Annotated in this window: 9 protein-coding genes; 4 read left to right on the plus strand and 5 right to left on the minus strand. The window is 68.0% G+C overall.

What is annotated here, in order from left to right; translation table 11 throughout:
* Positions 1-101 precede the first annotated feature (101 nt).
* Positions 102-728, plus strand: a complete 627-nt coding sequence (locus tag KK141_RS10355) for a LysE family translocator (protein WP_214570475.1) — start codon at positions 102-104, stop codon at positions 726-728.
* Here the strand turns inward: KK141_RS10355 and KK141_RS10360 are convergent.
* The 3 genes from KK141_RS10360 to KK141_RS10370 are packed head-to-tail and all read right to left on the minus strand — an operon-like array spanning position 688 to position 4758.
* On the minus strand, positions 688-2172 hold the full coding sequence (locus KK141_RS10360) for an efflux transporter outer membrane subunit (RefSeq protein WP_214570474.1): 1485 nt from the start codon (positions 2170-2172) through the stop codon (positions 688-690). The two genes, KK141_RS10355 and KK141_RS10360, sit on opposite strands and share 41 nt — an antisense overlap.
* Positions 2162-3700: a DHA2 family efflux MFS transporter permease subunit gene (locus KK141_RS10365; protein ID WP_214570473.1), complete on the minus strand. Its 1539-nt coding sequence runs from the start codon at positions 3698-3700 to the stop codon at positions 2162-2164. The genes KK141_RS10360 and KK141_RS10365 overlap by 11 nt, the downstream gene beginning before the upstream one ends.
* Positions 3697-4758, minus strand: a complete 1062-nt coding sequence (locus tag KK141_RS10370; RefSeq protein WP_214570472.1) for an HlyD family secretion protein — start codon at positions 4756-4758, stop codon at positions 3697-3699. The genes KK141_RS10365 and KK141_RS10370 overlap by 4 nt, the downstream gene beginning before the upstream one ends.
* A 117-nt stretch (positions 4759-4875) precedes the next feature.
* On the opposite strand from KK141_RS10370, the gene KK141_RS10375 reads away from it, so the two are divergent.
* Positions 4876-5850 (plus strand): GlxA family transcriptional regulator, encoded by a 975-nt coding sequence (locus tag KK141_RS10375; RefSeq protein WP_214570471.1) that lies wholly within the window; start codon positions 4876-4878, stop codon positions 5848-5850.
* 90 nt (positions 5851-5940) lie between these two features.
* Positions 5941-6801, plus strand: coding sequence for a CPBP family intramembrane glutamic endopeptidase (locus tag KK141_RS10380; RefSeq protein WP_214570470.1), 861 nt, complete (start codon positions 5941-5943; stop codon positions 6799-6801).
* Here KK141_RS10380 and KK141_RS10385 read toward each other — a convergent pair.
* Entirely contained in the window at positions 6779-8101 is a 1323-nt protein-coding gene (locus KK141_RS10385) for an ATP-binding protein (RefSeq protein ID WP_214570469.1), read from the minus strand. The two genes, KK141_RS10380 and KK141_RS10385, sit on opposite strands and share 23 nt — an antisense overlap.
* Positions 8102-8141: 40 nt before the next feature.
* Positions 8142-11159: a DUF4157 domain-containing protein gene (locus KK141_RS10390; RefSeq protein WP_214570468.1), complete on the minus strand. Its 3018-nt coding sequence runs from the start codon at positions 11157-11159 to the stop codon at positions 8142-8144.
* Here KK141_RS10390 and KK141_RS10395 point away from each other — a divergent pair, their 5' ends adjacent.
* On the plus strand, positions 11160-12002 hold the full coding sequence (locus tag KK141_RS10395; protein ID WP_214570467.1) for a hypothetical protein: 843 nt from the start codon (positions 11160-11162) through the stop codon (positions 12000-12002).

The raw sequence follows: 12002 nt of genomic DNA on the forward strand, positions 1-12002 counted from the left end.
ACGACCCCGCCTACGCCGGAATGACGGTGGTGGTCGGGTGGCGCTTGACTTGAAAGCCGCGCCAGGGATTCATGCAGCTCGCCCACCCGCCGGAGCCCGCCATGTTCGACCTCCCCACCCTCGGCACCTTCATCGCCGTCGTGCTCGGCCTGTTCCTGATCCCCGGCCCCGCCGTGCTGCTGGTGGTGAGCCGCACCATCCAGGGCGGACGCAAGACCGGCGTGCTCACCGGCCTTGGCATTGCCGCGGGCGACTTCGGCCACACGCTGTTCGCGGCCGTAGGTCTTTCCGCGGTGCTGATGACCTCCGCGCTCGCTTTCAACGCGGTGAAATACGTCGGCGCCGCGTATCTGATCTATCTCGGCATCCGCGCCTTTCTCGCCAGGCCAGGCAACCCTTCCCTGCCCGCCGTGGCGCCGATCGCACCGGCCAAGGCTTTCCTGCAGGCGATCCCGGCCGAACTGCTCAATCCGAAGACCGCGCTGTTCTTCCTCGCCTTCATGCCGCAGTTCGTGCATCCCGAGCGCGGCTCCACCTTCCTGCAGTTCGCCGTGCTCGGCCTGATCTTCGTGGTGCTCAGCTCGCTCTATACGAGCTTGCTGGCGCTGTCGATCAAGCCGCTGGGTCGGCTGCTCGGCCGCCTTTCGTGGCTGGCGCGCTGGCAGGGCAAGATCGTCGGCGCCATCTTTATTTCGCTCGGCCTGCGCGTGGCGACGCAGCAACGTTGAGGGCCGGTTCGCCCGCGGCGGCGCCGTTCCAGCCGCCGCCCAGGGCACGGAATACCGACACCGCCGCGCGCGCCTCGTCCGCATGGATGCGCGCGAGGCTGTCGCGGGCTTCCAGCAGCTGGCGGTCCTCGTCCAGCACTTCGATCAGGCTGACCGCACCGCCGGTATAGGCATCCTTGGCCGCATCGCGTGCGCGCACGTGCGCGTCGACCTCGCTGTCGAGCACGCCATGGCGCGCTTCCAGCTGCACCAGGTTGACGATGGCGTCCTCCACGTCCTCGGTGGCGCGCAGCATCGAGCCGCGGTACACGGCCATCGCCTCCGCATTCGCACCCTTGGCCGCGCTCACTTGGGCATCCACGCGGCCGAAATCGAACAAGCGCCAGTGCAGGCCCAGCGCGCCGCTGGATTGCACGGCCGAACCGCTGAACAGTTTTCCCGGTGCGATCGAACTGACACCCAGCAGCGCCGACAGCGAGAACGACGGGTAGTACTGCGCCACGGCGGCGCCGATCCGCGCGTTGCTCGCCGCCAGATGGCGCTCCGCCGCGATCACGTCCGGCCGGCGGCGCAGCAGCGAAGCCGGACCTTCGGCGGTATCGATCGACGGAATGGCAAACGCCGCATGCTCGGGCCGGATCTCTTCCGCATACGTGCCCGGCGCCGCGCCCATCAGCACGTCCAGCCGGTTCAACTGGGTCTCCAGCTCGATCTTCAGCGGCGGCACCGTGGCCTGCGCCTGCAGCAGCAGGGCCTCGGCCTGCGCGGTTTCGCGCGCGGTGCCCAGGCCGTGCTGCTGGCGCAGGCGCACCAGATCGAGCAGCCCCTGCTCGTTGCGGATCTGATCTTCGGCAATGGCGATGCGCGCCTGCGCACCGCGCACGCGGAAGTAGGCATCCGCCGCTTCGGCCGCCAGCGACACGCGCACGCCGGCATGGCTGGCTTCGGCCGCCTGGTATTCCGCATCCGCCGCTTGCGACTCGCGGCGCAGGCCGCCGGCCAGGTCCAGCTCCCAGCTCGCTCCCGCGCCGACTTCTTCCAGCGTGTGATTGCGCTCGTAACCCGGCAAGACACTGGCCACCCTGCCCAGCGGGCTCAGTTCCGACTGCCGCACGCGCGCGGCGCTGCCGTCGAGCGCGCCTTGCGGCAGGCGCTCGGCCTGGGCGTGGCGTGCGGCGGCGCGCGCCTGTTCCACGCGTGCCGCGGAGGCGGCCAGGTCGAGGTTCTGCGCCAGCACGCGCTCCACGATGCGCACCAGTTGCGGATCGCCGAAGCCGGTCCACCAGGTATCCAGCGCCGGCGGCGCGGCTTTGGCGGGCGCCATCAGGTCGCCGGTTTCATGGAACGCGCCGGCGGCGGGCAGCGCGGGTTTCACGTAGTCGGGGCCGACGGTGCAGCCGGCCAGGCCAAGAACGAGCAGAGAGGAAAGCAGCTTAGTGCGCATCGGCGGAGGGTCCGGTGGGAGGCTGCACTTTGCGCATCAACGGGACCATCACCGTCGCCACGGCAAAGCACAGCATGATGCAGAAGAAGGCGTCGGCGTAAGTCAGCGTCTGCGCCTCGCGGAAGGTCAGTTGCCACAGTTGTTTCAAGGCGGCGCTGGACGCTTCGGTGGCGCCGGCCAGGTCGCCCCAGCTGCTGTTCATCGCTTCGTTGGCCGGCGTCAGGTGCTCGGCCAGGCGGAAGAAATGCAGGTTGGTGCGGTCGTTGAGAATGGTGGCGCAGGCGGCGATGCCCATCGCGCCGCCCAGGTTGCGCATCAGGTTGAACAGGCCCGAGGCATGCTTCAGGCGCGCCGGCGCCAGTCCGCCCAGGGTCAAGGTCACCGTCGGCGGCACCGCCATCTGCTGGCCGATGCCGCGCAAAGCCTGCGGCAGCAGCAGTTCGGTGCTGCTCCAGTCGTGCGTGATCGGCATGAACTCGATCATCGAGGCGGTGAACAAGGCCAGGCCGAACATCAGCAGCCAGCGCAGGTCCACGCGGTTGGCCAGAAAGGCGTACACCGGAATGCTGAGGATCTGGAACACGCCGGTGGAGAACACCGCCTTGCCGATCTGGAACGCGCTATAGCCCTCCACCCGCCCGAGGAACAGCGGCGTCAGATAGATGGTGGCGAACAGGCCAATGCCGGTGACGAAGGAGAAGAAACAGCCCAGCGCGAAGTTGCGCTCCTTCAGCGCACGCAGATCCACCACCGGATGCTCCGCGGTCAAGCCGCGCCATACGAACAGCACGCCGGCGACCAGGCTCACCCAGGCGGTGGTGCGGATGGTGCCGTCTTCCAGCCAGTTCCAGCGCGGGCCTTCTTCCAGCGTGTATTCGAGACAGCCGAGGAACACGGCGATCAGCGCGATGCCGGCCCAGTCGCCCGACTTCAGCAGGGACAGGTCCGGCTCGTCGATCTTCACCAGCATCGGCACGGCGATGGCGACGAACGCACCGGGCACCAGGTTGATGAAGAACAGCCAATGCCAGGAATAGTGGTCGGTGATCCAGCCGCCCAGGGTCGGCCCCAGCGTCGGCGCCAGCGAGGCGATGGCGCCGATGGTGGCGGCGGCGATCACGCGCTGCTTGCCTTCGAAGAACACGAAGGCGGTCGTGAACACCGTGGGGATCATCGAGCCGCCGAGAAAACCCTGCGCGGCGCGGAACACGATCATGCTCTGGATATCCCAGGCTGCGCCGCACAGCAGGCTGGTGAGGGTGAAGCCGGCGGCCGAGGCGGCGAACAGCCAGCGCGTGGAGAACACGCGCGACAGCCAGCCCGAGAGCGGAATCACCACGATCTCGGCGATCAGGTACGCGGTCTGGATCCACGCCACGTCGTCCGCGCCCGCCGACAACCCGCCGCCGATATCGCGCAGCGAGGCCGACACGATCTGGATGTCCAGCAGCGCGATAAACATCCCCAGGCACATGCTGGCGAAGGCGAACACCTTCTGCCCCGGGCTGAGGTGGGCGACCGGGCTCATGGCGCGTTGGTATCGATGCGTGCCGTGACCGACAGGCCCGGGCGCAGCACGCCCAGGTCGCCGTCCGTGCCGTTGAGTTCGACGCGCACCGGCACGCGCTGCACGATCTTGGTGAAGTTGCCGGTGGCGTTTTCCGGCGGCAGCACGCTGAACTGCGCACCCGTGGCCGGCGCCAGGCTGGCGACGTGGCCCTGGAACACGCGGCCGGGCATCACGTCCGCGCGCACTTCCACCGCCTGGCCCACGCGCATGCGCTTGAGCTGGTCCTCCTTGAAGTTGGCGTCCACCCACAAGCCGTGGGCCGGCACCACCGCCAGCAGTTGGCTGCCCGCGGCGGCGTAGGTGCCGACGCGGGCGCGGCGGTTGCCGACCACGCCGTCCACCGGCGCGCGCAATTCGGTGTAGCCGAGATTGAGCCGCGCCAACTCGGCTTCGGCCCTGGCCTGCATCAGCGCGGCTTCGACCTGGCGCTTCTGCGAGTCGATCACTTCGAGCTGCCGCTGCGCCGCCTGCACCGCGGCCACAGCACGCTGCGTGGCCGCCGCGGCGGTGGCGAAGGTGGCTTCGGCGCGCTGCGCGCTTTCCACCGAAACGGCGGCGCGGCCGGCCAGTTCGCGGTAGCGCGCGTCGTCGAGCTTCGAACGCTTCGCTTCGGCATTCGCGGCGGACAGCGCGGCCTGCGCCTGCGCGATCACGCTCTCCTGCAGATGCTTCTGCGCATCGAGGTTGCCGAGCGCGGCCTGCTGCGCGGCGACCGCCGCTTCCGCCCTGGCCACCGCGGCGCGGTAGTCGCGATCGTCGATCTTCACCAGCAGGTCGCCCTGGTGCACGGCCTGGTTATCGGTCACCGCCACCGCCTGCACATAGCCCGGCACCTTGGCGCCGATCGCGGTGGTGTCGCCGCCGACATAGGCGTCGTCGGTGTCTTCGACAAAGCGGCCGGCGGTCCACCAGTGGAGGCCGTAGAAGGCCAGGCCGGCCGCGACCACGGCGCCGGCCAGGGGCTTGAGGATATTCAGGCGCGGCCGGGGGGCCACCTGCTCGGGAATGGCGGACATCGGAAGGAATCTCCACAACGCCAGCGGGTATGCGGCGAGTGGCGCTAGTTGTAAGCCGAAGCGGTTTCGGCTTAAATGTCGCTGATGCCACCTTTTATGCCATGCGGGAGGTCCGCCATGCAGCGCATCGGTTTCGTACTTTTCCCCGGCTTCCAGATCATGACCTTGGCCGCGGCCTCGGTCTTCGAGTTCGCCAACCTCACCGTGCAGCGGACCAACTACGAGATCCATCTGCTGTCCGAACGCGGCGGCCCGGTGCGCAACACGCTCGGCATGGACGTGCAGACCGAGGCCATCGACGCGCACGACTTCGACACCTTGCTGATCGGCGGCGGCGTGGGCGTGCCCGCGCCTTCCACGCAGCTCATCGAAGCGATCCGCGCCGCGCCGAAGACCACCCGCCGCGTCGCCGCCATCTGCACCGGCGCCTTCCTGCTTGCGCAGGCCGGCCTGCTCGACGGCCGCCGCGCCACCACGCACTGGGCCTTCGCGCGGCAGCTCAAGCTGCGCCACCCGAAGGTCAACGTGGAAGAGGACCGCATCTTCATCATCGACGGCGATATCTGGACCTCCGCCGGCATGACCGCGGGCATCGATCTCGCCCTGGCGATGGTGGAGAAAGACCTCGGCGTCGACGTGGCGCGCAAGGTCGCGCAGAAACTGGTGGTATACCACCGCCGCGCCGGCGGCCAGTCGCAGTTCTCGGCGCTGCTGGAGCTGGAACCGAAATCCGACCGCATCCAGAACGCGCTCACCTATGCCAAGAGCCACCTGGGCTCGACGCTGTCGGTGGAGGAACTGGCCGCCGCCGCCAGCTTGAGCCCGCGCCAGTTCAGCCGCGCGTTCACCGCGGAAACCGGCCAGTCGCCGGCCAAGGCGGTGGAGCATCTGCGCGTGGAAGCGGCGCGGCTGATGATGGAGCAGACGCGCCATCCGATCGAAGTGATCGCGCGCGAAGTGGGCTTCGCCGATCGCGAACGCATGCGCCGAGCCTTCCTGCGCGCATTCGGGCAGTCGCCGCAGGCGATGCGGCGGCATGTGGCCGGACAGGAAGGCGAAGGCATGGACGGCGAGGCGACGCAGGCCGCCTGAGCGCGGCCGCCGGCGCAAGGTCGCCAGCGGTGCTTTAAACAGCGGACGGGGCTGGCGCATCCTAGCGGTACTTCCGAATGGACGCCGCCCGTGGACCTCAAGCGCTACCCCGTCGCCCTGTACCTCGTCCTCGTCGTCCTGCTCAGCACGCCGTACTACGTCCTGCTCGCCCGCAGCGGCTCCATGGACATGGGCCGCGGCTTCGTCGTGCATTCGCTGATGTGGGCACCGGGCATCGCGGGCCTGCTGTCCGCGTGGCTGCGCCATCGCTCGGTGGCGATGCTCGGCTTTGGCTGGGGCCGCACGCGCTATGTCGCGGCCGGCTATCTGCTGCCTATCCTCTACAGCCTGCTTGCCTATGTCCCGCTATGGCTCAGCGGCCTGGCGCCGGCGGCCTTCGCCGAGTTTGCGCGCGACTGTGCCACGCGCCTGCACTGGCAGAACGCCGGCCTGCTCGCCCCGGCCCTGCTGCAGATCTTCCTCACCCTTACCTTCGGCGCGATCCAGAGCGCCGCGTCCGCCGCAGGCGAGGAGATCGGCTGGCGCGGCTACCTGGTGCCGGCGCTGCACGAGAAATACGGCATGGGCGCGACCGTGCTGCTCAGCGGCCTGATCTGGGCCGCCTGGCATATGCCGGTGATCTTCTTCGCCGACTATCACAGCGCCGCGCCGCAAGCCTATGCGGTGACCTGCTTCACCTTGATGGTGCTGATCACCGGCGGCATCGCCGCGTGGCTGCGCCTGCGTTCCGGTTCCGTGTGGCCGGCGATCGCGCTGCACGCGGTGCACAACGCCTTCATCCAATGGCTGCTCGATCCGATGACCGACGCCAGCGGCAACGGCGCCTGGTACGCGAGCGAATTCGGCGCGGCGCTGGTGGTCGGCACGGGCATCGTCGCGGCGGTGCTGTTCGCGCGCTCGCCGCGTCCTACATCACCCGCCCTTCCTTGACGTACTCGCGCCGGATCGCTTCCTCCAGGCTGCGCAGGTCCACTTCGCGCGTCTGCCGCGCCAGCGCCTCGATCGCGCAGAAATGCGTGACGTTGAGGATATTGGCGCCAGTCAGCTCGTGGCGCGCGGCGATATTGCGCCAGTCGACGTCGCCGGCCAGGGCGATCTGCTCGGGGAAGGTGCGGCGCCAGATCTCGTAGCGTTCCTCCTGCTGCGGCATCGGGAACGGGATGATCGCCTGCAGGCGGCGCACGAAAGCGTCGTCGATATTGGCGCGCTGGTTGGAGGCCAGGATCACCAGGCCGTTGTAGCCCTCGATCCGCTGCAGCAGGTAGGCCACTTCCTGGTTGGCATATTTGTCGTGCGCGTCGCGCACGTCGGTGCGCTTGGAGAACAGCGCGTCGGCCTCGTCGAAGAACAGGATCCAGTTCTTGTTCTCCGCCTTGTCGAACAGGCGCGACAGGTTCTTCTCCGTCTCGCCGATGTACTTGGACACCACCCGCGAGAGGTCCACGCGGAACACGTCCTTGCCGGTGTGCTTGCCCAGCAGCATCGCGGTCAGCGTCTTGCCGGTGCCGGGTGGGCCGTAGAACAACGCGCGGTAGCCGGGCTTGACGCGCTTGCGCATACCCCAGTCGTCCAGCAGCGTGTCGTTGTGCTTGATCCAGTGCTCGATCTCGCGGATCTGCGCGCGCGTCATCGGGTTGAGCGCCAGATCCTGCCAGTCCATCGCCGTCTCGATATGTTCGGCGGGGAAGTCGATGCTGAAAGCCGGACGGCCGATATGGCCGGTGACGATCTCCTCGACGATTTCCGGATTGACGATCAGGCGCCCGCTCATCACCGGCTCGCCTTCGCGCACCGGCTCCACCCACAGCACGCGCTGGCGCGCCAGCCATTGCTCCGCCGACAGCGCGCGCTGGATCTCCAGCCGCCCTTCGAAATGGCTGCCGGCCAGCACGAACTGCGCGGTCTCGCCGGTGGGCAGGAAGCCGCGGTGGCCGGTGCCGCGCACGCCGCCCAGCTCCGGGAACTCGCCGCCGCCGGGCAGGTGTTCGGCCAGCAGCTTGTCGAACACGCCGGGGCGCAGATGCGGCAGCAGCGCCACCATCAGCAAGGCGAATTCGCACGGCCCCGCGTCCTGGTTTTTCACGAAGCGGCCGATCCAGGAGTCGTCCTGCTGATACACGAACGGCGGCGGCTCGTAGTGCTCGGCCTTGCCGAAATGCACGCTCAGGCAGCCCGCGATCAGGCGCGTGATCCAGTCCAGTGCAGCGTCGATATTGGCATGCGAGGTCATGGCTGAAGTCTCTGCGGAAATGTTCCGCGGCGGGCGGCGGTCAGGGCGGATCGCCCGGGCCGCGGAAGTTGATGCCCACGTCCTGCGTGTAGTTCTCGCCGCGCGAACCGAGGCTCGAATTCAACTGGCCGGACATGATCTTGTAAGTCGATGGACTGGAGGTCCACGTCTTGCGCGCGTTCTGGTTGGTGTTGTTGCCGCCGCCATTGGTCCAGTGGTCGGCGACCGGCGGCTGGTGGTCGGCCGAGGACGCCGTCCACGGCACCATCGCCAGCCCCGAGGCGGGATCGAGCCGATAGCCGAAGCGCTGCTCGCCGGCCGGATCGCCTTCGCTGAGGAAGTGCGTGGCGGTGATCATCAGCGAGGCCTTGCGGCCGTTCTTGACGGTGTCGTGGATGGAGCTGGAGTCCTCGTAGAAGCGCGTCCGGATATCGGCGCCGGCCACCGCCGGCTGCAGCCGGAAGGCGCCGCCGCCCACCGGCGCCACCAGCCTGGACTGGTGCGCGAAGCTGGTGCGCTCCCAGCCGGTGCCTTCCGCGGCATAGGCGAGCGTATTGCCGCCGGCGCCGGGTACGGCCGTCATGAAGGTTCTCGGCACCATCCTGCCGCCGACGCGCACCAGCATGTTGGCGCTGGACGTCACCTGCTCGTAGCGGTTGCCCGCGCCCTTGTTGAGAATCCATGCGTGCTCGGGCACCGGCGTGACCGGACCGGCCGGCGCCTTGGCCACCGTCTTCGGCGTGCCGGCTTCCTCGGGGCTGGCGGTGGCGGTGAAGTGGATCGTTTCGGTTTCTTCGTTCTGCGAATCCACCACCAGGTTGAGCGAGGACAGCCGGTACCGCGTCTTGATCGGGCCGAGCTGGGCGCGCGTCGCCGCTTCGTCGAAGCCTTCCGCCGGCACCAGCGCCTCGGCGTCGGCGATGGCCCGGCGCTTGTCCTGGGTCTTCTGCGCCTCGCTGCGGTCGTCGGGACGTTCGCCGGAGAACAGCCGCGCGAACAGCGCCCGAGCTCGCCCCACGACCCAGCCCACCGCCGCGCCGATCGCCCCATCCACCCTGGCGCGCACCCGCTGCACCACTTCCATGATCTTGTCGGTGACCCTGCTCAGGCCCAGGAAGCCGGCCAGGAAGCTGATCGACAGCGACAGCAGTCCGGCCAGGATGCTTTCCACGCGCGCGGCGGCACCGGAAATATTGCCCGCCGCGATGGTCACGATGGAATCGATGAAGGCCGTGACCACCTGGATGATCCGCGTCAGCTTCTGCACGAACACCATCACCGTGTCGTAGATGGAGATGATCGCGGGGATGAAGCCGGCGCCCGGGATGAACATGCCGATCAGCTTGGGGATCGCCTTGGTGATGATGGTGGTGGTGACGAAGGACACGATGCCGTTGATCACCTGGTCCTTGAGGTCGTTGAGCCGCTCCTTGATCAGCTCCCACACCGCCGCGATGCCGCCGCTGACCAGCGCCCTCACCACGTCGAAGGCCAGTTCCAGGCCTTGCATGATGCGCTCGCCGTTGGGGCCCAGCGCCGTGACGATCTTGCCGCGGATCTGCGCCCAGGTGATGCCGAGCACGCTCATGGCGAACTTGCCCAGCTCAAGCAAAGTCGCCGCCTTGGGGATGTACACGCCTTCCAGCGAACCGGTCAGCCAGTCGATCAGCCCGCCCTTCAGATGGGTGCCGAAGTTGTTCGCGAAATTGGAGAAGCCGAGCTTGGCCGCGTTGACCAGGTTGCCCAGGAACGGCATCGGGTTCTTCAGGATGCTCTTCAGCGCCGCGCCGGTCCGCATGACGTAGCCCATCAGGCCGGGCTTGACCACGTCGAAGATGATCTTCAGCAAGTCCCAGATGGTGCCCAGGCCCCAGCTGATGAAATCGGTCGCGATGCTGATGAAGCTGCTCGCAATCTTGCCGAACGCGCCGACCACGGTCAGCACGTCGGTGATGGTCAGCGAGCTCAGCGTCTCGACGATCCGCCCCGGAATCGAGCGCACCAGCCCCATCAGGCCGCTCAGCGCCGTGTTGAACCAGGCGAACGCGCGCGCGATCGCATTGCCCTTCTTGATGTTGTCCCAGATCTCCTCTTGCCCGATCAGCTTCATGAAGCCGCCGAGCAGGTTGTCCGCGGTCGCCGGTTTCGCTTCGCCGGAGATCGGGTCCGAACCCAGCATCACGGACAGCAGGTCGTAGCCGCGCGTGCCCTGGGCCATCGCGGCCAGCGGCATCAGGATCGCGTCCTTGATCATCTTCAGCAGCTCCACCGCGGTCGACACGGCGAAGTCGATCAGCCGGCCGATCGGCTCGGTGAAGATGCGCTTGGCGCGCTCCCATACGCCGCTCAGGTCGAAGATGTCGGTCCAGCTCAGCGAATCGAGGAAGTCGTCCAGCGCCTGCCGCAAGCCGCCGCCGATATCGCCGAGCTGCTTGAGCTTGCCCTCGACCCAGGTGGCGGCCTTGTTGATCACACCGTGGTTGTCCAGCGCCTGCGTGATCAGCGAACCGCCCGGCATCAGCTCGATCAGGCCGCGCAGGATATTGGCGGCGGAGCGGTCGGCCGAGCGCATGTTGATCGGGTTGAAACCGATCACCAGAGTCAGCAGGCGGTAGCCGGGGATCGCATAGGCCCAGTCCGCGAAGCGGTCCAGCGCATCCTGGATGCCGAAGCGCTGTACGGCGGGCGTGGCCGGCGCGGCGGAAACCGCGGGCGCGTTCTCCGCCGGCGCGCGCTGCACCGCATGGCCTTGCTGGATGGTATGGGTCAGCTCGTGCGCCAGCAGCTGCTTGCCGTCGCTGGTGCCGGGCTGGTACTGGCCGCGCGAGAAGAAGATGTGGTTCTGGTAAGTGAAGGCTTTCGCGCCCAGCCGGTTGTTGAGGCCGGCCGACTCGCCATCGTGGTGCACGCGCACATTGCCGAAGTCCGCGCCGAAGCGCGGCTCCATATAGCCTTTGACGTCGTTGCCCAGCGGCTGGCCGCCGGTCATCTTGCGGTGGATGGTGGCCTGGACGTTGTCCTCGACCGCCGGCACGCCGCCACCGGCGGCACGCTGCACATGCTCGCCGCCAGTGGCGGCGTCGGCCTTCTGCAGCTTGTCGTCGGGGGCGCGGAAGATTTTTTCTTCCTCGCGGTGCGGATGGTGGGTGTGGTCTTCCGAACGCTGCAGCGCCTTCTCTTCGGTGCGCTGGACTTTGGGGTCTTCGGCGCGCTGGACCTGTTTCTGTTCGGTGCGCTGGACCTTGGGGTCTTCGGCACGCTGGACTTGTTTCTGTTCGGCGCGCTGGACCTTCGGGTCTTCGGCACGCTGAACCTGTTTCTGCTCGGCGCGCTGGACCTTGGGGTCTTCGGCACGCTGAACTTTTTTCTGTTCAGCGCGCTGGACCTTCGGCTCTTCGGCACGCTGAACCTGTTTCTGTTCGGCGCGCTGCACCTTCGGCTCTTCGGCGCGCTGGACGCCCTTCTCCGCGACCCGCTGCACCTTCATCCCGGCTGCCGGCGCACGCAGGATCTTTTCCTCCTCGCGCCGCTGCACTTTCTGCTCCGGCGCGCGCAGGATCTTCTCTTCCTCGCGCCGCTGCACCTTGTCGGCGGCCTGGCGCTGCAGCTTGTCACCCGGCTTGCGCTGCGCCTTGTCGCCCGGCTGCCGCTGCAGCTTGCCGGCCGTCGCCGGATCGGGCATGCGCAGCACCTTGTCGGCGGTGCGGTCGGCTTCCTGCTCGAACTTGTCGCCCGGCGCGCCGACCGTCATCTTGGCCTGCACGGGCGGAAAGAAATCCCCGCCGCCCGCGCGCGCAAAAAACGGACGCTTCGACGCCTGCGCCGGCGCGGCCGACGCAGTGCTCGAGCTTTTTTCGCCAGTCGCCTTGGTCGCCCCCACACCTTCCTCCCACTCGCATGA

The organism is Dyella sp. LX-66, from assembly GCF_018599165.1.
Lineage (GTDB): Bacteria > Pseudomonadota > Gammaproteobacteria > Xanthomonadales > Rhodanobacteraceae > Dyella_D > Dyella_D marensis.